We start from the raw sequence: 22,352 nt of genomic DNA on the forward strand, positions 1-22,352 counted from the left end.
AGATCGATGATGACTGAAAATACTCAACTGAAACCCAAAAAATACGGCCGTCCAGACGATGAACACGTGATTCCGTTTATGAAGATTTCTTTGCCTGCGGCATTGATTTCCATCTTCTTGACGGTGGCCAGCATCTACTTTATTGCGACGAAAGGACTGAACTTAGGTTTAGACTTTACCGGCGGTGTTTCTGCAGAATTGAACTACAGCCAGCCAGTAAAAGCCGCGGATGTCTCCGAAGCTTTAGCAAAAGCAGGCTTTAAAGATTCTGTGGTGCAGACTTTAGGCTCTAACCGCGACTTGATGGTGCGTATGCCCATCCAGGAAACGGCTGAAGCTGCGGACTTAACCAAAGAAATCACTACGGCAGCGCAATTGCCGGGCAACAAAGCTGAAGTGCATAAAGTTGATGTTGTCGGCGGCCAAGTCGGCAACGAACTGTACATCCGCTCAGGCGGCGCTGTGGCATTAGCCATGCTGCTGATGCTGGTTTATGTCACAATCCGCTTTGAATTCAAGCTGGCGCTGGGCGCAGTGCTTTCCCTGCTGCATGACGTGATTGTCACTGTCGGTGTGTTTGCGATGATGCAGTGGCCGTTTGACTTAACCGTACTGGCGGCGATTTTGGCGCTGCTCGGCTTCTCATTGAACGACAACATTGTTGTTTCTGACCGTATCCGCGAAAATTTCCGGAAAATCCGCGGTGCAGAGCCTTTGGAAATCGTCAACATTGCCTTAACCGAGACGTTACGCCGTACTATTCATACGTCGGCGACCCTGCTGCTTGTGGTGTTAGCCATGATGTTCCTGGGCGGCGAAGGCCTGCACTGGTTCTCAGTGGCAATGTTTATCGGTGTCTTTGTCGGCACCTATTCTTCGATTTATATCGGGACTGCCTTTGCCTTATGGCGCGGCTTGAACCGTCAGGACTTCATTGTACAAGTGAAGCCTGAGTTTGAAGAAGAAAATGAAATTCCACGCTGATTGCTAAATCATAAAAAAAACCCATCTTCAGATGGGTTTTTTTTATGGCTTTATGGGTGCTGTATCAGCTGGATTTCAGGAAAAGTAAAACCTCTGCAGGATAATTCTGAACGCCATGCAACCGTCAGCATAAGGTGAGGCAGCTGAAAATTTTGATAGGCGAATGTGCCAAGGCTGCAATGGCTGCACACGCCACCATTCTGATCGGGATGAACTTGTGTATCCAATTCATTCAAATTCATGCGGATGCCCAAACCTGACGCTTTGAGCACCGCTTCTTTCGCCGTCCACACTTTAAACCAATAGTCCGATGGATCTTCTAAACTTTCCCAGAGCGCTAATTCACGCGGATGAAACGCATGGCGCGCTAAAGCATCAAAACGCACTTTCCGCGCCAAATCCTCCACATCAATACCAATATCCGGCATGCTGGCGCTGAGCGCTAAAGCATAATTCTGCTGGCTGTGCGAATGATTAAATGCAATTTCAGGCAATTTTTTAAGATAAGGCTTGCCAAATTCAGTGCTACCCAAATCAGCATCCTGTATCTGCTGCTGACTATATTCACTTAAATGCTGATTGCGCTGACGGTAAATCTGCTGCTTTTTATACCTTTGGTAGGCGCGCATATCCGGAAAATCATCTCGCGGTAAAGGCGCGAGCTGAGCCAGAGCATGCACATGCACTTGAATATTTTTAGGCTTGCTCATTGTGTACCCAGCTCGACTTTCATGATTTTTTAGAACTTAACAATATCACCTTTCAGCGCAACGCCAGCAATAGCTGTACCTTTGGCGCATCGGTAAGTCGTGGTGCTGCGGGTTTCATTTGACTTATAGAAACTTACCAGATTGGTCACAGCATTTGCGCCCCTGGCTTTTGCGGTATTTTGGAATTGAATCAGCGCTGAACGCAGCACATGATCACATGCGCTTTCAGCAGATTTGGCAAAACCATTGGTTTTTTTATTGGTCACTAAGCCCTTTTCAATCACCTTGCCGCCTGACTTGGTGCCCGCCAAATAAAACTTAACAGACCCATCCAGTGTTCCATCCGCTACAGCGCGGTCCACAGCTTCTTTGAAATTAAAGTCGTGCATGGTATCTGCCGCATGTACTGCAGCCATTCCGCTCAAAGTCAGCACAGCGGCTGCGCAAATATTTTTCAATAACATTATTATACCCTCGTCTAATCAGACATGTTTAAAAATCAGGGAGGTATTGATTCCTCCAAAAGCAAAATTGTTGCTCATCATGATGTGCGTTTCTGCTGAACGCATTTCATTGACGATATAATCCAAATCACCGCAGCCGCTGTCAAGCTGATTTAAATTCAGCGTAGGCACCAGCTGATTGCGCAGCATCATTTCAATACTCAGCCATGCCTCAATGGCCCCGCATGCCCCGAGCGTATGCCCAAAATAACTTTTTAATGAGCTGATCGGCTTCTTGCCCAAAATCCGTGCGGTCGCTTGCGATTCTGCAATATCCCCTTGATCGGTTGAGGTGCCGTGCGCATTGACATAGTCAATATCCGCGGCAGCAAGCTGCGCATCTTTCAGTGCCAACTGCATGCAACGGCCCATCATTTCAGAGTCAGGCCGGGTCACATGCTGACCGTCGGTATTGCTGCCATAACCGATGACCTCGGCATAAATCGTCGCCCCGCGCGCTTGGGCATGTTCATATTCTTCTAAAATCAAACAGCCTGCGCCTTCACCGACCACTAAACCATCACGCTTTGCATCAAAGGGACGCGGTGTTTTTTCTGGGCTGTCATTTTGCGTACTGGTCGCCAGCAGCACATCAAACACAGCAGAACCTGCAGCGCTGAGTTCTTCTGCCCCGCCTGCAATCATCACAGTTTGCTTGCCGAATTTAATCGCTTCATAAGCCTGGCCAATGGCCATGGAACCCGAAGTACAGGCACTTGAGGTCGGCAGCGTTAAACCTTTTAGACCAAAATAAACCGTCATATTGACTGCGCTGGTATGCGACATCATCCGGATATAGGTCGTCGCATTCAGCTTGTTCATATTATTATCCAGCAACATTGCGCCAAATTCAGCAACCGCATCTACGCTGCCTGCCGATGAACCGAAAGCAACCCCGGTTTCACCGCTTTTTAAAATCTCATCATTCAGCAGCCCTGCATCTTCCAATGCTTTTTCAGCACATACCGTAGACATTAAAGCAACACGTCCCATGCCGCGGGTCACTTTACGGTTAAAATGCTTCGGTACAGTAAAGGATTCAACGGGGCCCGCCAATTTACTGCGTAAATCAGGATAAATTTCCCAGTCCGGCATGTAGCGGATGCCGCTTTTGCCTTGTGCAAACTGCTCAAAAATTTGCTCTGCGGTTTCCCCCAAAGAGGTAATCCCTGACATGCCTGTCACAACAACACGTTTCATTAAATCAGGCCTCCATTGACTGAAATCACTTGGCGGGTGATATAACTGGCATCATCACTGCATAAAAACTTCACCGCTTTGGCGACTTCTTCCACCTGCCCCATGCGCTGCATCGGAATCATCTTCAAAGCATGCTCTTTCACTTCTTCCGTGACCATTTCGGTTTCAATCAAGCCCGGAGCCACACAGTTCACCGTGATTTTGCGTTTGGCCAATTCCAGCGCCAATGCTTTGGTCGCGCCAATCAAGCCTGCTTTGGCAGCGCTATAGTTCACCTGACCTCGGTTACCCATGATTCCAGACACCGAAGATAAGGTCACAATACGTCCGCCCTTTTTCAAGCGAATCATCGGCATCATCAAGGGTTTCAGCACATTATAAAAACCGTTCAGAGAGGTCGAGACCACGTCATCCCAGTCTTCATCGGTCAATGCGGGGAAAGCACCATCACGGGTTAGTCCTGCATTCAGCACCGCACCGTAAAAAGCGCCATGCTGTGCTATATCTTGCTCCAAAATGGCAGCAATCTTTTCACGCTCATTCACATCGAACATCAGTACATGGCTGGCCTGTCCAAGCGCTTGAATCTCCTGAGCTACGGCTTCGGCCTCAGACTGTCTTGAGCGGGCATGCACCGTGACATCAAAGCCTGCCTTTGCTAACTCTAAAGCAATCGCTTTACCTATTCCACGGCTCGAACCCGTGACTAAAACTCTTCTGTTCACACTAATTTTCCAATGATTTCATTCATATTTTCAGGCTCAAATACGCTCAACATAGCGCTGAACCGATGTTCTTGATATTCAATTTCACAATTAAACTGCCCCAAACCTTCGTGCAGATAACTTTGTTCGACCCGAATCTGCACGGTTGTACCCAAACTAAAATAGGCACAGGGTAACTGCATTTTACGCGTTCCCAATAAAAAGCCAATTTTCGGTGGCAATCCCTGAGTTTGCCCTTTATAGCCTGCATAGGCACTAATGGTCTGCGCCATCAGCTCAATACTGCTCCATGTGGGCAAGCCATCTGGCTCACAAAACATCAAATCTGGCGTGATGTGAAGTTCTGCAATGGCGAACTCATCATTGGCTTCAATCAGATGACTCACGAAAACCATCGGTTTTTCATGTGGAGTAAACTGTACTGCGTCCATCATGGCAAAGCCGTCCCGAAAATTAAACTGATATTGCTGCCGCCAAAAGCAAAAGAATTACTCATCGCATAGCGAATGGGTGTATTCAAATGCGGTGTAAGCACATAATTTTGCCCAGCCAACGCATCGTCCAACTCACCTACATGATGTAGCGGCAACCAGGATTGGTCCAATAAAACCTGCTGGCAAATAAAGGCTTCGATTGCACCTGCTGCCCCCAGACAATGCCCTGTTTTATGTTTGGTGCTGCTCAAAGCCACAGCTGCATCTGAAAAAACAGTCTGTACCGCTTGAATTTCCATCGCATCATTTTGCGGTGTAGAAGTCCCATGTAAGTTCAAATATCCAATATCGCCTGCTTCAAGCTGCGCAGCATCTAACGCTTTTTGCATCGCCTCCGCAGCACCTTGCCCTTCTGGATGCGGTGCTGAAATATGCCATGCATCCATTGACTCGCCGCTCGACAGCAACATCACAGGAGCGGGCGCTTTGGAAAGTAAAAACAGTCCTGTGGCTTCACCAATATTGATACCGTCACGGTTGGCACCACAGGGCTGACAAATTCCGCTCGATAAGCTTTCTAAACTATTAAAACCATTTAAAGTCAGCTTGCATAGGGTGTCGACTCCACCGACTAAGACAGCATCGACCAGATCGGCATTCAGCAAACGTTGCCCCGCCGCCAGCGCTTTAGCTGCCGAGGAACAAGCGGTAGAAATGGTATAGGCAGGCCCTTCCCAGCCCAAATACTGTTGTAAGGCTTCCGCTAAACTGCCCATTTCTTGCTTTTGGTGCTGTATAGACTGCGGCACAGGCTGTTGAAACTGTGCTTTTAAAGTAGGTTCATTATCCGCGATGCCTGAGGTTGATGTGCCGATAATCACAGCAAGACGTTGTTTAGCAAACTGTGCTGTATAGGCCCGAATCTCGGTTTCAATGTGTGCCAGAGCCGTCAGGGCAAAGCGTAAATTCCGTGAGTCTGCACTGCTTAAGCTTGCAGGAACTGCTTGAAGCAAGGCTTGGTCAGATGCACCGACCCAGACCGTTCGCCCCGCGATCAGATCCTCTCGTTGGGATAAGGTATTTTTGGTGCTTGTTAAGGCATGTTGAAGCTCAGCGGCATTTTGTCCCAAAGCCGATAGCGCCGCACTGAACTGAATGCCAACAGCTGAAACATGCTGTAGATTTTTAGTCATGATGGTCACCTTGATCATCTTCTAAAGTATTGCTCACCGCACTGATGACCATCTGATAAGGCACTTGCAAATTATCTAGCTCAATTGCTCCCTCATTTTGCTGAATTTTCAACACGGGCTGCTGCTGTATATAAATGGTATCGTTTTTCTGCACGACCGCATTTTGAGCAGCATGCAGCGCTGCAAAATGAGGATAAGTTGCATATAGAATATCGCGTACTACATAATCAAAAGGCAATAATTTCATCGGCTCAATCCGCTGCTCCACATGTACTTTTTGACCATCAAAACTGAGCTTAAACAACTGCTGTCCAGTGAGGCTGAGCGCCAGCATGTCAAGCGCCTGTCCCCTCTGCTGCTGGTACAGTAAAAAACTGAAACTCTGGCTTTTCCACTGCACTTCAATTTGATCTTGGCGCTGGTAATTTTGCGCCACCCACTCTGGGGTCGCGAGTCCTTGCGCTTTAGGGATCCAGCTTTGACAGGCACTACAGAGCAAAGCACTGGCTAAAACCCAACTGACAGTTTTCAAATGCAGCTTAAGTTTCATCGGTCAGCGACTCTTTTTTTGGTTGTTCTTCTCGGCAATATTCGGCCAAAGTACTCAAACGTTGCTTGGCATTGCGATGAATTGGGTTGCTCTCATCCCACGCATAACCTGCCAGTAAAGATGCAATCATACGGCGGATTTTTTCATCCTGATGAGTGGAGAACACCACATCCTGAAACTCCCCCGAATACCATGACTCAACATAGGCACGGAACACTTGAATGCCTTTACGTAGTGGCTTTTCATATTGCTCCATCCAATCGACTGCCTGACCTTGCAGCACTTGCTCGACCAATGGTACGGCTAGACTGGACGATTTCAAGGCAATGGTTACCCCTGAAGAAAAGACAGGATCAAGGAACTCGCCAGCATTGCCAAGTAGCGCATAGTTGTTTGATGCCAAATGTTTCACATCGGCAGAATAGCCCACCAAAGTACGGACAGGAGTATCATGTTTAGCATGACGCAGCACATGCGACAAGCTGGCATCATCCGCCAAAATACGTTTCTGCAAGGCTTCTAAGTCATAGTCCGCACTGCCGTCATAACCGTATTTTTCAAAGAAATCTTGCTCCGCCACGATGCCAAATGAAGAACGCCCATCGGCAAAGGGAATCAGCCAGTACCACGCACGGTGGTCTTTTTCATGCACAGTAATTAAAATTTTCTCACGGTCAAACTCAGGGTCATTCAATAGACCGTCTTCAATATGGGTAAAAACCGCACGGCGCACAGGAAAGTCCGATGGGCTTTCTAAGTCGAGAAACTTCGGCAAAATGCGGCCAAAACCACTGGCATCTAAGAGGAACTTGCCTTGGATTTGGTAGTTGTCGCCTTGCGCATCTTTGACCGTCAAAATCGGCTGTGTAGACGTCACATCGACCGCCAACACTTCATGGCCAAAACGGATGTCCGCGCCCATTTTTTCAGCTTGCTGTGCCAAAAGCTGGTCAAAGTTGGCACGTCGTACCTGCCATGTAGTCCCCGGGCCTTCACTAAACTTTTGAGTAAAATCATAAAAACTGCGCTGTGTGCCTCTTAAAAAAGCCGCGCCATTTTTAAACTGAAAGGCATATTCGTCAGCATGGGCACGCACTGTCTCCAACAAACCCGCTTCTTCTAAAAACACCATACACTGTGGCAATAAAGACTCACCGATGGAAAAACGCGGAAAATATTGCTTTTCAATCACCGTAACCTGATAGCCTTTTTGGCGCAGCAAAGCTGCGGCCGAACTGCCTGATGGTCCCGCCCCAATAATTAAAACATCTGTTTGTTGCATGGTGCTCATTGCACTGTACCCTTTGACTCAGCTCTTTGGCTGATATTGTTGAACCACCACATGTTTTGCATCGGAGGATGTAAAAAGTGTGGCATAAATAAATGAAAAAATAACGCCCAGCAACACTGTTAAGCCGAAACTGTGAATGGCGTAGGTATGACTAAAAGACAGCAAACCAAAACTAAAAAACGTCGACATCATGCACAGGAACAAAGCCATGCCCACCACCTGCGGGTGATCGTGTCCGTGGCGGTAGAAAATCGCATAATCCACCCCAATCCCAATGATTAGGAAGGTACCCATAATGCTGAATAAATTAATCTCGACACCCAGCCATGCTTGAATGGCAAACGTGGTCATTAAGGCCATACTGACAGGCAACACCAAAGGCAGAATGGATTTTTTGCCATAAAGTGCGCCTAAGCCAACAGCTAACATCAGCAAAGCGCTGAGTAATAGCCACTGTGCCTGCACACGATGCTGTTTAAACAATTCAGACAGTTGATGAACTGGACGTAACAGCTGTACATCAACATTCTCAAGCTGCTGCACAGCTTTGACGTCATGCACATTTTGCAGCATCACCAAACGCTGCGTCGGACTCATCTGCAGAAAATGCAGGGGATGATCTTTAAAGACAGCTTCGGTCAATAACGGTTGGTCTTTTAAATGCGCTTGCCAGTTTAAAACATCGGCAGTATTGAGCTGTAACGCTTGCGCATATTTCACTAAAGCGGACTGAGGAATCGCCTGTAACATCGCGATATTGTGTTTTTGCTGCTCAAGCGAGGGTATCCACTGCCCTAAAGCTTGCACAGCATCCAGCTTGCCAGCCTGCTGTAAGGGCACAAGTTTTGCCAGTAGCTGCTGTTCACGCTGCTCTAACTCTGCTGGAGTTCTGCCCTGTACCACAAAGTATTCACTGCTTTGCTGTTGCATAAAACGCGAACGGATGTATTGATCTTCCTGCTTTAAGGTGGCATCCATACTTTGCAAATTGCGGATGTCATCATTGCTTTTCAGAAAGACGAGGCTGCTGCCTGTCACCAGTAGAATCAGTGAAATCATGCCATAACGCAGCGTATTTTGACTCTGCACATAACTGCGTGCTTTGCCAATAAAGCCCAAAGCACGTATCGCAGGTTCCGCATTCAGCGCAGGCAAACGTGGCAGCAGTAAAATACTGGTCACCCATGCGGCACTCAGCCCAACCATGGAAAAGACCGCAATCTGTTTAAAGCCCGGAAATGGAGTAAAACTCAGCACCACATAGGCCAATAACGTGGTCATCAGACCCACAAATAAACTCGGCAATAATGGTTTTAAAACAGAAAATCCATCCACCTGTCGGTGCTGAGACTGCATGGCCATAAAGTAAAATGAAAAATCGACACAGACCCCAATCAGACTGGCGCCAAAAACCAGTGTCATCAGATGAATTTCACCGAAAACCCAATACGTCACCGCAAAGGCCACCAAGCTACCTGTACCCACTGCGACCATTTCCGTCAGCATCGGTCGTATCGAACGGAAGCCAAACCAGACTAGAAGCAAAATCCCGATAGTCGAACCCACGCCAATGGTGGAAATTTCCTCTTTGGCAGAGTTAGTGCCGAACTGTGCAAACAGCAGCGTGCCTGTCCAGTGCGGCTTGACCTGCAACTGGTTGAGTTGCTGATTGATATTCTGAATAAAAGCAGCAGCCTGCTCTTGGTAGGCAATGTTATAAGGACTGTTGTTGAGCTGAAGCACCATCAGGCGCGAGATGCCCTGCTCATCACGAATGGTCGCAAAGCCCTGCTCTAAATTGATATCGGCATTGCTTTGTAAGGCGCTTAAACCCACTGCATAGCGCGGAAACAGCAACAAAGGGTCTTGCTTGAGCATTTCAGCCGTGATTGGCATGCCCAGACTCATCAGTTGCAATAAGCCCTGCTCCATCAACGCAGCAGTATCCTGCCCTTGCACCATCTGCTGATCTGTCTTGGATAATAATCCCGCCTTGTGTTGATACAGCGCTTGGGAAAATTGATCAGGATCAAGCTGCGGACGAACGGGTAAAAACAGCTGACTTCGATCGGCTTGGGTTTTGAGTGCTTGCGTTGCCTGTTCTAATTGCAGATCTGTTTTGGCATCCAGCACCACAAAAACTTTGTCATTTAACTGCTGACTGACATATTGCTGCGCTTGTTCCAGATGCGCATCTTGATGGGCTTCAGGCAGCAAAGCAAAAATATTGGTCTCAATCTTGATGCCTTTATTCAGCCAAGCCACGCCCAGTGCCAAAGCAATGACACACAGCACCAACAACCACAGAGCGCTAAATTTATTTTGCCAATTGGAAAAGCGCATTTTCCGCAGCCGTTAAAGTTTGAGGTTGAGCCGTTTGCTGGCTAAAACGAATGATGGTGCGATTATTGGCTTGTTCCAAAATCGTAATACGGTCCACATAGTGCTGACCTTGCGCATCGACTTGGACAAAAAGCTTTTTAAATAGACTGCTTTTCGGCGTTAAGCTGACATTCCACTTCGTCGGACTGTAATTGGCAGACACCACATTAAAGTTTTTAGCGAGCGCCGCTTCATTGCCCGACATCAACTGTAAAAACATCGTCGCTACAGAGCCATAAGGAGTCTTATCGACTTCAATTTGACTGGACGTGCGCTGCGTCTTTTGTACCAGCTTACGCGGTGTCACCACCAAATCGGCTTTGACTGGACTTTGAATCTGCCACAGCACGCCTTGATTTTTGCTGAACAGTACCGTACCTTTGGACACATAGGTTTTATTCAAAGCGGCCAGTTTCTTCTGCTGCTCAAATTGGGCACGCACCACAGGCGTTGCACCGAGCTGAGCAAACACCTGCTTCAATTCAGTACTTTGTGCATTCGCTGCGGGAGCAAGCACAATCATCACGCTGGCTGTACACGCAACCAAAATCGGCTTAGGTAATTTATATCGAATCATGCTTGCATTACTCCGCCTTAAACTCAGGCCATGCATTTAAACAGTCCAGCAACACCTGTGGCGACTGGAAGCACATTTCACGTTTTTCAATGTGTACCGCCACTTGCGAGGTATAGCCCTTAGTCAGCTTTCTGCCCGAAACTGCATCGAAAATCAGATATTCAATTTTCAGACGGTTTTCCCACTCTTTCAGAACGGCGCGCACACGAATTTTTTGCTCAAACTCAATGCCTTGTACATAGCGGACATGACTTTCAATCACCGGCCATGCATAGCCCGAGTCACGCATTTGGTTATAGTTATAGTGAAATTGATCCAGCAGTTTGCAGCGCGCAATTTCAAAATATTTTAAATAATGCCCGTGCCACACCACGTTCATAGTGTCGACATCATGAAAGGGCACTTCAATGATTACATCAGCATGCATGCTCATTTCCTATGAATATTGAACAGCAATGCTGTCTAACAGTTCTAACTGCTCAAAGCGATTAACCAATGCTTGAAGCTCTTGCTGCAAAGGACGATCTTCCTCTACATAGGTGAAGCTCTGAAGCACCCAGTGTTGAAATGCTGTTAAAACAGGGCTGAGTTCTGTATATACCCCTTTGAGTTTAACCGCCTGAACCGCTGCGCAGCTGAGTGCCGCAATCACTTGTTCGGTTAAGGTAATGATACGGCTAGCATCACGCGCGGCAATAGTGCCCATGCTGACTTTGTCTTGATTATGACATTCAGTTGAGCGTGAGAAAATCGACGCAGCGAGTGTTTGTTTCAAGGCTTCTGCTGTCCATGCCGAAACCGCGATTTGTACCGCTTTAAAGCCATGATTCAGCGGCAAGCGCTCAGGACTAGAACCGGTTAAATTACGCGGTAAACCATTGTTCATTTTATAGTCCACCAACTGTGCCAACTGACGATCCATCAAGTCAGCAATATTCGCGATCATAATTTTCAGGCTGTCCATGGCTTGGGCAATATGGCCGCCATAGAAATGTCCGCCATGCAGTACCCGCAAATTGACAGGGTCAATCAATGGATTGTCATTACTTGAGTTCAGTTCATTTTCAATAAACTGACGCAGCCAGACTTTAGAATCTTCAAACACCCCAATCACATGCGGTGCACAGCGCAATGAATAACGGTCTTGCAGGCGTGAATTTTGGTGTTCAGTTTGTACTTCACTGTTTAACCAGTCACGTAATTGGGCTGCAATATGTTGCTGTCCTGGATGTGGTTTTTGCGCAAACAAGACTTCATCAAAATGGCTTGGATTCCCCTCTAAGGCCAAAACATTTAGTGCGGTAATCAAGGTACTGGCAAAAGAAATCTGTTCTGCTTTTTTATAGTTGAGGCAAGCAATCGCGGTCATGACCGCTGTACCATTCATCAGGGCTAAGCCTTCTTTAGGACGCATCACCAAAGGCTGCAAGCCTTTTTCGGCATACACTTGCGCAATCGGTACAATCTGGCATTGATAGTACACATCGCGCTCACCGACCAATGCCCCAGCGATATAAGACAAAGGCGTCAAGTCACCACTGGCACCGACCGAACCCTCCGAGGGAATCACCGGAATCACATCTTCATTCAGCATCCAGACCAAACGCTGTAACAAGGCATGCGAGACACCCGAATAACCGCGCGCCAAAGAACATAAACGCACCACCACGACAGCACGTGCGGTAATTAAGTCTAAGTTTTGCCCCATGCCGCAGCCATGAAAACGCGACAAATGTAGCGGCAACTCATGCACTTGATGGGCTGGAATTTCAACCAAGCACGAGTCTCCATAACCCGTGGTCACGCCATAAATGACACCTTCGTCTTGCAACAGCTGATCGAGGAAATCTGCGCCGCGTTGAATCAATGCTGTCCATTCAGCAGAGGTAGGCAATGCCACCTGTTTTTCTTTACGCGCTACAGCCACAACATCTTCAATACTGAGCGGAGTTTCCCCAACAATTAACACAAGACTTATCCTTTATTCCAAAAATTATAAAAATTAAACCATTGATAGGGCGCGCGTATGCAATGCTGTTCCAACAGTTGCACATACTGTCGTATGGTCTGTTGCATGGCCTGTAAACGCTCTTTACGTGGCCAGTTTAACTGCTCCGCGACTTGATGAATATGCACTTCAAAATGTGTATCGACTCGATAGCAAAACACTGCCAATACAGGGGCTTTTAACAAACTGGATAAAATCCAAGCACCCTGCGGCCACAGCGCTTGCTCACCTAAAAAAGCAACTGATTGTACCCGATCTGACTGCACGGGTACGCGGTCTGCCGCCACAATCACCCATTCACCTTGATCCAATTTATCCTGCAAAATTAGTGCTGTTTCGACTCCCAACTCATCCACCGAAACCAAATTGACATCGGCATGTTCATTCAACTTTTTTAAAAATGCATTGAATTTGGTGGCATGCTTTTGATAGACCAACACATTAATTTTCTGCGGATGCTCTGCCTTGACTGCACGGAGTAATTCAATATTGCCAAAGTGCGACACCACAATCACCGCACCTTTTTGATAGTGCGAATGCAAGTGCGCATGACCATGCAGATTTAAGTTCTGCTCAGGAATATGCCCGAGCCAGCCCTCAATTTTATCTAAAATACATTCACCAAATTGCATCAAATGCGTATAGCTGTTCCACAGCTGCGGCTCAGCCTGAAACGGCGACTGCGCACCTGCAAAATGATGCAGTTTTTTTAAGTACAACAGGGAAGCCTGACGCGCGGTATTGGAAAAGAGCCAGTACCATAAAATCACAAAGTACAAGATGAACCGGCACAGCCAGCGCCCACCCAAACGGTAGAAACCCAGCATCAGCATCAGCGGCAACATCCCGCCCCGCTCTTTCACGGCACTCCATTTCTGCATATGCTTCTCTGACCGCCTTAGCCTTTGATTTTCTGATAAATCAGTTTGGGGAACCGCAGCAGCATGCCACCCAATAAGCGGCTATGCGCGCGTGCCATGCCCAGATTGTCCCGCCAAACATCAAAATGTGAAATGCCGCCTTCAGGATAAACCACATGCGTGGGCAGATTGATAAACGGTACATTGTCCCATTTCAAACGCACCAAAATTTCCGAGTCAAAGCCCATCCGTGGTTGAAACTTGGCTGTATTTAAAATGTTTACCGTCTGCGCCAAAGGATAAATGCGAAAGCCACACATGCTGTCCTTAATCTCAAAAGACAGGCTGTTAATCCACACCCAAATATGCGTTGCATAACGGCCATAGAGACGTTTTTTTGGAACAGTCGCATCAAAGATCGGCTGACCAATAACCATGGCTTCGGGATGCTGGATAGATGTGTCTAAAAAGTGTTGCACGTCTTGCCAGTCATGTTGTCCATCGGCATCTAATTGCAAGGCATGACTATAACCACATTGAAAGGCATGCTTGAGACCCGTGATCACCGCCTGCCCCTTACCTTGATTGTGTGTATGTTCAACCAAATCGACCCTTGGGTAGTCATGCGCGAGCTGATGTAACACTGCCGTACAAGCAGCATCACTGCCATCGTTCACCATAATGATAGGTAACTCAAAAGAGGCTAAATGTGACAATAACGTAGACAAATAATGCGGATGGTTATACACAGGAATCACAAAGCAGTGTTTCATTTTTGTCTCTCGGCTTAAACGTCTGAAGGGACAGCAAACAGCAAACGTCCTGATGCCAATATTTTGTCATGATTTTTCAGCTCAAAACTGACCTTATGCGCTTTACGGCTGAGCACCAGTTCCACCGTTTGATAGGGTTGGATCAGTCCTTGAAATTTTAACTGTTCAAAACCATTGCACCACAGTAAATCCGGCCAGTTTTGTTTGGCAAAATGTTGAATAAATCCAATTTGCCCTACGCCTGGATAAATCGGGAAGTTCGGGAAATGCCCTTTAAAACACTCCAGCTCAGGCACAAACTCCAAAGCATAACTGATCTGCATATCGTGAGACTGCTGCGTCAATACCACAGGCAAGGTCATCGGTTGAAAGAGTGATTTTAAATACTGTTTATTCAGCTTCGATTGTGCATTTTGTGGCATTTGCGTTAAGAACCGCCACTGCCGCGGAATCGCGATATTTTCCAGTTTCTGTTGTAATTGTTTTTTCAGCTGTGCGGTAAAGGCAGCTTTGCCCTTTTCGGTGAGCAGCGCCCTTGCATTCTCAGTCAACACAGCCACCACTGCCAAAATTTGACGCTGTTCTTTTTCATGAATTAAAACATGGCACTGCTGTATTTCAGCCAACTCAGCGATTTTCGCTTCAATCGCATCGAGACTTAAGCGCTTTTCTTCAAGTTTAACAATGCGGTCCAAACGTCCCAATAACTGAAACGGACTTTTGGAATTCTGTGCATCCACGACCTGCACTTTATCCCCAGTTAAAATCCAATCCGCGCTAAAGGCATGGTTGGTTTTAACGGCTAACTCTTGCTGCTTGGCGCAGTTAATTTCGACATTGGCAAAGGGTGTCCATAGCGCATCATCTGCCTGACGGTGGGCGATCCCGCCTGTTTCAGAACTGCCAAACACTTCAGTAATCGGACGGTTCAGCAAAGGACGCACACCTGCATCCAACTTTCCACCAGAGGAATAGACCCCATGGCAGTCTTGCAATACCACATCTGTGGTCCAGCGCTTCAACAAAGCGGGGCTGGAAATCAGATAATTGGGCAGCTGCACATGGGCAATTTTCTTTTGAATATCGACCACATCTTCAGGGAAAGCCAGTTGTTTTTGATAGAAACTGCGCCCACTGGCTAAGGGCCACAACAACTTAAACAACAAACCATAAATATGCTGATGACTCACCGTGGCAATGGCTACCGCCTGCTCAGGCAAATCAAAACTAGCCTCTAAACCACAGACTTCATTGAACAACTGCTGCAAGGTCCGCGGAATCTTTTTCGGCTGCCCAGTTGAACCCGAAGTATAAAAATACAGCTGAGCCTGATTGAGAAAGGCAGCATCAAATTGAAGCTCGAAGGTTGACTCTGCTGTCGATGGCAAACGTTTTAAAAAATAAATCTGCTGTTCAGCCAGTTCTTTTTCTAAGTCGCTGACCCGATGCGGCGGCAACAGCACTTGCTTGCCTGCTTGCAAGGCCGCAAACAACAATACTAAAAACTCATAACTGTCTTCTTGCCAAAGCGCCCATACAGGCTGTTCCAACGGCTGAATTTGCGCAGCCTGTTCAGCCACATCCAACCAAAAAGTGTGAAAGGAAACGAAACTTGAGTCCGCCTGAATACACAGGGGACGCAATGAATGGAGATGGTGTTGAAAATGACAAGACATAAAATTTGTTTTTAAAACCGTATTTCTAATCGCTATAGTTCGAGGCTGCTGTTTCAGCTGCCCTGACGGAAATGCTGTTATTTCTGTGCCTGATGCAGTCGCTGCTGGCGTTTGCGCAACACAAACTCACCCAGCAACAGTCCACCCATCAAGACATAAGAGATCAAGCCGTTATACAGCACCCAAATCGTCATTGGTGCGAAAAAAACGGTGATCAAGGCAATAACCGCATTGATGCAGAAAAACCCACACCAAACTTTGGTCACTTGACGGGTCCATTCTACCCCTTCTTCGGGCAAATTAGGCTCTGCCAAACGTGCAAAACGTTCAATCATTGAAGGCGGTCTAATCAAAGTGCTGGCAAAAATAAATAGCGCCCCGAGACTCATAAAGACAGGATAGAGTTTAAGCCACGCATGATCTTTTAAAATCAAACTCAGCCCGCCGCATAAAATGGCAAAACCCGTCAATGGCCACAGCAAGGCATTACCCTTACTCAATAGGCGCAAGACGCCCAGTGCAATCAATACCGCACTGACCCAGACATACTGTCCGTGCGCTAAAGCATAAGCGACAAAAAAAGGATAGAGGATCAATCCGACCCCTGCTATCCCTTTTAAAATGTTGTTCATGCAGCCGACATATTCTGAATCACGACCACCACATCTTGTACGGTACGCACGTTTTTAAAGTCTTCAGGGTTGACTTGTTTGCCTGTCAACTCTTTAATTTTCACCACCAAATCAATGGCATCAATACTGTCAACATCAAGGTCTGAAGCTAAGTTTGATTCTAACTGCACATCTTCAGGCGCAATTTCAAACAGCTCTTCCATCCACTCACGTAATTTTTCTAACACGGTTTCTTGTGCAAGCATAGCAACCTCTTATGCTGTTTTCTGTGCTTCAACCAAAGCTACTAAGCTTTGAATTGATTTAAAATATTCTTTGGTTTCTGCAGATTCTGCATTCAAATGAATGCCATAGCGCTTTTTCAATGCCAAACCCAGTTCTAAAGCATCAATCGAGTCCAAACCCAGACCATCACCAAACAAAGGTGCGTCTGTATCAATGTCTTCAATACGGATGTCTTCAAGGGCGAGGACATCAATAATCATTTGCTTTAATTCATCAGCAAGATTGCTCATTTAGGGATAACTCTTGGTTAAAAAACCACTGTAATTGTTGATTTAATTGACGCACATTTTTGGGATTGACCGTTACATCATCCAATACGTCTTCCACTCGGATCGCATCCAACACTTTTACATGGATATGAAAAGGCTGTTCTGGAATGTGATACCACTTTTCATTTTTGGTCAGGGTCGATGGCGTGCAGCTAATCAGCACAGGACGAATCGGCACACCAGCACGCAGGGCAATATTGGCCGCACCACGCTGAAAGTCATTCAATTGCTCGCCTTTTGCTGTCCGTGTCCCTTCAGGAAAGATCAACAAGGACGCTGCATGATCGTGCTGTAATTTTTGTACGCAGTCCTGAATAAATTGTTCAGAACCTGCATTTAAAATATAGCCTGCGCTTTGCACAGGGCCTTTGGTAAAAGGATTCGACCACAGCGCCTGCTTGACGACGCAGTTTGCTTGTTCCATTAAACCAATTAAAACCACCACGTCAATCAGTGTCGGATGATTGGCAATGACCAACTCTTGTTGACTGTGCTGTAGTTTGTCTAAACCTTCAACCGTATAGGTCATAATGCCCAGTTTCACCATCATTTCGGTGAAACCTTTAAAACTGTGCTTAATCACCTTTTGAGTGCGCTGCTTGCGAAGCTCAAGATCTGCTGAGCTCAGCTTGACCAGAGGTGCAATCAAACCACCAATCGCCACGCCGCCTAAGCCAAAGCTGGCAAAGCTAAATCCTGTCGCTCCAACGCGCCAGACATAGTTGGCTTTTTGCCTGATCCTATTTAATTTCAGCATTTCGTCCACGCTTCAGATTCAGTTTGATCAGGATTAGTCCAAAACGTGTTAAATGCTAAAGCCTGCTGATAGGCTGGCGTTGAATCTGTATGCTTTGGCATCAACATCAAATTTGCAGGCGCTAATGAAATCATCGCTGCCATCGCAAAAGCAGCAAATGGTTGATGCTCGATATATATGTCTGGCAAGGCTTCATCATAATACACCAGCAAAACCTGACGAGCTTCTGGCCTTGTTTTTAACCACGCATAGGCTTCAATTAGACCATCATTCCACGAACCCGCCAAACTGGTCGCAGGTGTCGCATCCTGACATAAAATAGAATATAAGCCTGAAATTGCATTATGTACCGAGGTTGAAAATTGAGTCGGTGAAGGGGTTTGCTCGCTTAACACATCTTCTAAAATATTTAGTGTTTTTGCTTCATCGCCATATTGCGACACCCAAACGATATAATCGGCATTGTGAGTGTCTAAAGTCTGTATTGCGCTATTCAAAGCCAGCTTTGCAAGACGCGATAAGCGCCGGCGCTGCATCGCAGGAATGTATTCTAAGGCAGGAAATACGCCGTCTGCCTGGCTTATTGTCAGCTGAGACACATTTAATAGCACCATGCGCTGTATTTCCTTACTCTTTTTAATTCACATACCATATTTGCGCGGATTATAGCATTGACGATATTTTTTTTACAAAAAATATCTTTATTATTTTTAATATCATATATTTAGACTTGATTTTACATTCCGCCACCAAAGAACAAAAATATAAAAAGCCTGCATTACGCAGGCTTTTTAATGCAAGAGTTTGAATCAGCCGCCTTGAATCAAACGGCGCGCGCTGATAATGCCCGGCTGCTGCTCTAAACGGGCCAGCAAACGCGACAGCTGCGCCAAACCTTTCACTTCAATCAGCAACTTCATATTGGCAATACCGTCTGCTTCAGAAATGGTATTCACCTGACGGATGTTGATCTGATCGGAGAAAATCACCTGTGTCAGGTCTTTCAGCAGGCCGCGGCGGTCATAGGCTTCCACCACAATCTGCACGCTCTGACCGCGGGTCGGCTGCATTTCCCAGTCCGCTTCAACCGCGCGTTCCGGTTCCTGACTGATCATGCGCACATAATCGGGACATGCCACTTTATGAATGCTCACACCGCGGTTCAGGGTAATGTATCCGGCAATGGCTTCACCGTGCACAGGCTGACAGCACTGCGCCACATGCAGCTCTACATTATCTAAGCCGTCAATTAGGATGCCGTGCGCAGACAGCGTATGGCTGGCGCGCGGATTCAAGGCCGGCTTCAGCACCAGCTCAGGCTCATCCTGATCCAGATGCATATGGCGGTTGACCTGATTCATTAACGAATGCAGGCTAACATCACCGCTGACCAGACTGATCAGAATATCTTCACCAGATTTCACATTGAAGTGATTGCAGTAATCGTTCAAATCAATGCTTTTAGGATGAATAGCCAGGCGTGATAATTCTTTATTCAGAATTTCACGGCCCACTTCCAAGTTTTTGCTGCGGTCTTGCTGGCGGAACCAATGGCGCAGCTTATCGCGCGCGCGGGCTGTTTTAATATAGCCTAAAGAATTCACCAGCCAGTCACGGTTCGGCTCGCGGTCTTTCTTGGTTAAAATTTCAACCTGCTCACCGGTTTTCAGGGTATAGGTCAGCGGCACATAGCGCTGATTGACCCGCGCAGCATAGCATTTGTTGCCGACTTCGGTATGCACATGATAAGCGAAGTCCAGCACGGTAGAGCCGCGCGGCAGTTCTTTAATATCACCATCCCGGCTGAAGACATAAATTTTTTCAAAACCTTCGAAATCTTGAATTTGCTCAAAATTCTCTTCAGATTCATCATCTTTATGCGCACTGGCGTCATTGCGCTCCTGATAATGTTCAAGCACGGCGCGCAGCGAGTGCAGGCGGTGATTGAACGACTGATCGGTGTTTTTGCTGCCTTCTTTATAATTAAAGTGCGAACAGACGCCCAGCTCCGCTTCTTCATGCATTGCATTGGTGCGGATTTGCACTTCAAGCGATTTATTTTCAGCAATCACCGCAGTATGCAGGGAACGGTAGCCATTGGCTTTCGGGTTGGTAATATAGTCATCAAACTGATGCGGAATATGGCGCCAGATTTGATGCACAATGCCTAAAGAATGATAGCATTCAGGTACTGTTTTAACCAATACGCGGACTGCGCGGATATCATAGAGCTGATCAAAACTCAGATTCTTGCTTTTCATTTTCCGATAAATCGAATAAATGTGCTTCACCCTGCCGCTGATTTCAGCCTCAATGCCATGTTCAGCCAGCTCATTACGCAGCTTATCAATCACAAACTGAATGTAATGTTCACGCTCTAAACGCTTTTCATTCAATAAAGACGCGATTTCTTTATAGCGCTCTGGCGCTAAATAGCGGAACGCTAAATCCTCGAGTTCCCATTTCAGCTGCGCGATACCCAAACGGTGCGCCAAGGGTGAATAAATGGTGAGAATCTCACGCGCCACACGCTCTTGACGCTCGCGTGACGCCTGCGCCAATTCACGCAATGCATAGGTCCGCTCTGCCAGCTTGATCAGTACAACGCGGACATCTTCCGTCACTGAAATCAGCATCTTATAGATGCCGCTTAAATGTTCGCGCTGATTATTATTAAAATGATCTTCCAGGCGCTTATTCTGCTCAATCAGTTCAGACAGCTTCCCCATTGCTAAAGTGCCTTTGACCAAGCTGTGCACTTGTTCGCCAAACTTTGCCAGCACTTCATCCAAGGGCATGACGCCTTCACGCACAGAACGGTAAAGCATCGCAGCGGAAAGCGTATCTTCATCAACATGCAGATGCGCCAGAATATCCGCCATTTCAATACCGGTATAAAAGGTATTGGAACGGTGATTGACCGTAGAGTCTAACTCTCTTTGCAAGGTTAAACGCGCAACTTTTTCAAGCTGCTTGAGGGGCGCCCCCAGTAAGCCGCGCACACGATCCAGCCATTCCGCCAAATCATGCAATGCTTGATCGGCATGTTCTACAGTCGCTTCCTGAGACAGTTCATTTAAACGCCCCGGGAGCTGTTCACGCACTGTGACCATACCCTACTCCTACTTTTTTACTCTTCATTATAACTTAAATCATTCGGCTTATTTTCTTGTTCGAACAACGCAATCGATTCAACATGACCGGTATGGGTAAACATATCCATCACGCCTGCTTTTTTCAGCAGATAGCCTTGCTGCGCCAATATTCCTGCATCTCTAGCCAAAGTCGCTGGATTGCATGAAACATAAACAATTCTTTTTGCACCAAATTTGGGCACATAATGCATAATTTCTTCTGCGCCTGAACGCGGCGGATCAATCAATAATGCATCAAAACCCTCTTTTGCCCAAGAATGATGCGAAAAGTCTTTTGTTAAATCTTGTGAATAGAACTTCAGCCAATCAATGCCATTATTTACAGCATTTTCTGCACAGCGGTGAACCATTTCCTCACTGCCTTCAACCGCAATGACCTCACCTTGCGCACCAACACAGCGCGCAAGCGGAAGAGAAAAATTTCCTAATCCGCAAAATAAATCCAGAACACGCTCGCCTTGCTTCAATTCAAGCAAATCACATGCCAGCTTGACCATTTGCGGATTAATTGTAGAGTTCACCTGCGTAAAATCTAAAGGATTGAACGCAAAATCTGCATTAAACTCTTCCAAACGGTAATGCAGGCGCATGTCTGAGCTCTGGCCATCAATGCGGGCTAAACTGCCTGGACCTGCAGGCTGCAAATACAATTGCCAACCCTTCTGTAACGCAAATTGCTGTAATTGGTTGACATCCTCATCATTTAATTTTTCAGTATGGCGTATCACCAAGGCAACATCCTGATCACCCATCGCCAATTCTATATGACCAATAGCCCCTTTGCCCTTTAGACTTTGGATTAACTGCTTCAGGCGCGTAATCGAACCAAAGTTTTGATCCAGCACCAAACATCGGTCAATTGACGTCAGCTGATTGCTGGCATTTTCCCGAAATCCAACAATCAGTTTGTCCTTATTCGGCAAATAGCGCACGCCAATCCGCGCTTTACGGCGGTAATCTTCACGTGAAGAGCGCAAAGGCGCCAGCCATTCTTCGGGCTGCAATCCTGCAAAATGGCTTAAATGCGATTTCAGCACATCCTGTTTTAAGCGGATTTGCTCATCCGGATGAATATGCTGCATGCTGCAGCCGCCGCAGACGCCAAAATGCGGGCATGCGGGCGTCACGCGCATTTCAGACGCGTCACTCAGCAATTCAATGCTGTCAGCTTCTTCCAGCCGTTTCGCTGTGTGGGTAATGCGCGCGCATACAGTTTCTCCGGGCAAGGCATAACGGATAAAAACTTTTTTACCGTGTTTATCCGCAGGATGGTGAGGATGAGTCCCATAATGCGCGATGCCCCGCCCCTCATGTGAAAGCGACTCAACCTGGAAGATATAAGAAGGCTGCTGGGCTTTTGCGGGCTTGGCTCTATGTTTCATGCGGAC

General features: G+C 46.9%; 23 protein-coding genes. 1 reads left to right on the forward strand and 22 read right to left on the reverse strand.

Annotated elements, in window-relative coordinates; all coding sequences use genetic code 11:
- Nucleotides 1–6: 6 nt before the first annotated feature.
- Nucleotides 7–984, forward strand: coding sequence for a protein translocase subunit SecF (gene secF, locus OKC24_RS09740; protein ID WP_265465010.1), 978 nt, complete (start codon nucleotides 7–9; stop codon nucleotides 982–984).
- A 50-nt stretch (nucleotides 985–1,034) separates the two neighbouring features.
- Here the strand turns inward: secF and OKC24_RS09745 are convergent, their stop codons facing one another.
- The 22 genes from OKC24_RS09745 to rlmD form a co-directional block, all read right to left on the reverse strand.
- Complete coding sequence (locus tag OKC24_RS09745; protein WP_265465011.1) at nucleotides 1,035–1,694, reverse strand: 4'-phosphopantetheinyl transferase family protein; 660 nt, start codon at nucleotides 1,692–1,694, stop codon at nucleotides 1,035–1,037.
- A gap of 29 nt (nucleotides 1,695–1,723) precedes the next feature.
- Complete coding sequence (locus tag OKC24_RS09750) at nucleotides 1,724–2,158, reverse strand: excinuclease (protein ID WP_265465012.1); 435 nt, start codon at nucleotides 2,156–2,158, stop codon at nucleotides 1,724–1,726.
- Between the two features lie 18 nt (nucleotides 2,159–2,176).
- A complete protein-coding gene (locus OKC24_RS09755; protein WP_265465013.1) occupies nucleotides 2,177–3,397 on the reverse strand; it encodes a beta-ketoacyl-ACP synthase in 1,221 nt (406 codons plus the stop codon).
- A complete protein-coding gene (locus OKC24_RS09760; RefSeq protein ID WP_265465014.1) occupies nucleotides 3,397–4,122 on the reverse strand; it encodes a 3-ketoacyl-ACP reductase FabG2 in 726 nt (241 codons plus the stop codon). Before OKC24_RS09760 ends, OKC24_RS09755 begins: the two co-directional genes overlap by 1 nt.
- The gene (locus tag OKC24_RS09765) at nucleotides 4,119–4,556 is read right to left on the reverse strand and encodes a hotdog family protein (RefSeq protein WP_265465015.1); all 438 of its coding nucleotides are present in this window, start codon (nucleotides 4,554–4,556) and stop codon (nucleotides 4,119–4,121) included. The genes OKC24_RS09760 and OKC24_RS09765 overlap by 4 nt, the downstream gene beginning before the upstream one ends.
- The gene (locus OKC24_RS09770; RefSeq protein WP_265465016.1) at nucleotides 4,553–5,749 is read right to left on the reverse strand and encodes a beta-ketoacyl-[acyl-carrier-protein] synthase family protein; all 1,197 of its coding nucleotides are present in this window, start codon (nucleotides 5,747–5,749) and stop codon (nucleotides 4,553–4,555) included. The genes OKC24_RS09765 and OKC24_RS09770 overlap by 4 nt, the downstream gene beginning before the upstream one ends.
- On the reverse strand, nucleotides 5,742–6,299 hold the full coding sequence (locus OKC24_RS09775) for a DUF3261 domain-containing protein (protein WP_265465017.1): 558 nt from the start codon (nucleotides 6,297–6,299) through the stop codon (nucleotides 5,742–5,744). Before OKC24_RS09775 ends, OKC24_RS09770 begins: the two co-directional genes overlap by 8 nt.
- Entirely contained in the window at nucleotides 6,289–7,590 is a 1,302-nt protein-coding gene (locus OKC24_RS09780) for an NAD(P)/FAD-dependent oxidoreductase (RefSeq protein WP_130146212.1), read from the reverse strand. The genes OKC24_RS09775 and OKC24_RS09780 overlap by 11 nt, the downstream gene beginning before the upstream one ends.
- Before the next feature lie 18 nt (nucleotides 7,591–7,608).
- Nucleotides 7,609–9,933: an MMPL family transporter gene (locus OKC24_RS09785; RefSeq protein ID WP_131276804.1), complete on the reverse strand. Its 2,325-nt coding sequence runs from the start codon at nucleotides 9,931–9,933 to the stop codon at nucleotides 7,609–7,611.
- Entirely contained in the window at nucleotides 9,908–10,495 is a 588-nt protein-coding gene (locus tag OKC24_RS09790) for a LolA family protein (protein WP_252151917.1), read from the reverse strand. Before OKC24_RS09790 ends, OKC24_RS09785 begins: the two co-directional genes overlap by 26 nt.
- A 61-nt stretch (nucleotides 10,496–10,556) precedes the next feature.
- Entirely contained in the window at nucleotides 10,557–10,976 is a 420-nt protein-coding gene (locus tag OKC24_RS09795; protein ID WP_005012597.1) for an acyl-CoA thioesterase, read from the reverse strand.
- 9 nt (nucleotides 10,977–10,985) lie between these two features.
- Complete coding sequence (locus OKC24_RS09800; protein ID WP_131276810.1) at nucleotides 10,986–12,518, reverse strand: HAL/PAL/TAL family ammonia-lyase; 1,533 nt, start codon at nucleotides 12,516–12,518, stop codon at nucleotides 10,986–10,988.
- 5 nt (nucleotides 12,519–12,523) lie between these two features.
- The gene (locus tag OKC24_RS09805) at nucleotides 12,524–13,438 is read right to left on the reverse strand and encodes a lysophospholipid acyltransferase family protein (protein ID WP_131276813.1); all 915 of its coding nucleotides are present in this window, start codon (nucleotides 13,436–13,438) and stop codon (nucleotides 12,524–12,526) included.
- 17 nt (nucleotides 13,439–13,455) lie between these two features.
- Nucleotides 13,456–14,190, reverse strand: a complete 735-nt coding sequence (locus tag OKC24_RS09810) for a glycosyltransferase family 2 protein (protein WP_131276816.1) — start codon at nucleotides 14,188–14,190, stop codon at nucleotides 13,456–13,458.
- Between the two features lie 14 nt (nucleotides 14,191–14,204).
- Nucleotides 14,205–15,866, reverse strand: coding sequence for an ApeI family dehydratase (locus OKC24_RS09815; RefSeq protein ID WP_131276819.1), 1,662 nt, complete (start codon nucleotides 15,864–15,866; stop codon nucleotides 14,205–14,207).
- A 77-nt stretch (nucleotides 15,867–15,943) separates the two neighbouring features.
- On the reverse strand, nucleotides 15,944–16,498 hold the full coding sequence (locus tag OKC24_RS09820; RefSeq protein WP_131276822.1) for a COG4648 family protein: 555 nt from the start codon (nucleotides 16,496–16,498) through the stop codon (nucleotides 15,944–15,946).
- Nucleotides 16,495–16,743 carry an acyl carrier protein gene (locus OKC24_RS09825; RefSeq protein ID WP_005012586.1) on the reverse strand — a complete coding sequence of 83 codons (249 nt, stop codon included), beginning with the start codon at nucleotides 16,741–16,743 and terminating at the stop codon, nucleotides 16,495–16,497. Before OKC24_RS09825 ends, OKC24_RS09820 begins: the two co-directional genes overlap by 4 nt.
- A 9-nt stretch (nucleotides 16,744–16,752) precedes the next feature.
- Nucleotides 16,753–17,013 carry a phosphopantetheine-binding protein gene (locus tag OKC24_RS09830; RefSeq protein ID WP_130146196.1) on the reverse strand — a complete coding sequence of 87 codons (261 nt, stop codon included), beginning with the start codon at nucleotides 17,011–17,013 and terminating at the stop codon, nucleotides 16,753–16,755.
- Entirely contained in the window at nucleotides 16,997–17,809 is an 813-nt protein-coding gene (locus OKC24_RS09835; RefSeq protein WP_130146194.1) for a lysophospholipid acyltransferase family protein, read from the reverse strand. Before OKC24_RS09835 ends, OKC24_RS09830 begins: the two co-directional genes overlap by 17 nt.
- A complete protein-coding gene (locus tag OKC24_RS09840; RefSeq protein WP_130146192.1) occupies nucleotides 17,803–18,423 on the reverse strand; it encodes a beta-ketoacyl synthase chain length factor in 621 nt (206 codons plus the stop codon). Before OKC24_RS09840 ends, OKC24_RS09835 begins: the two co-directional genes overlap by 7 nt.
- 195 nt (nucleotides 18,424–18,618) lie before the next feature.
- Complete coding sequence (locus OKC24_RS09845; protein ID WP_130146190.1) at nucleotides 18,619–20,922, reverse strand: RelA/SpoT family protein; 2,304 nt, start codon at nucleotides 20,920–20,922, stop codon at nucleotides 18,619–18,621.
- Between the two features lie 17 nt (nucleotides 20,923–20,939).
- Nucleotides 20,940–22,346, reverse strand: a complete 1,407-nt coding sequence (gene rlmD, locus OKC24_RS09850; RefSeq protein WP_130146188.1) for a 23S rRNA (uracil(1939)-C(5))-methyltransferase RlmD — start codon at nucleotides 22,344–22,346, stop codon at nucleotides 20,940–20,942.
- Between the last annotated feature and the right edge of the window lie 6 nt (nucleotides 22,347–22,352).

This window comes from Acinetobacter entericus (assembly GCF_026168575.1).
GTDB lineage: Bacteria > Pseudomonadota > Gammaproteobacteria > Pseudomonadales > Moraxellaceae > Acinetobacter > Acinetobacter bouvetii.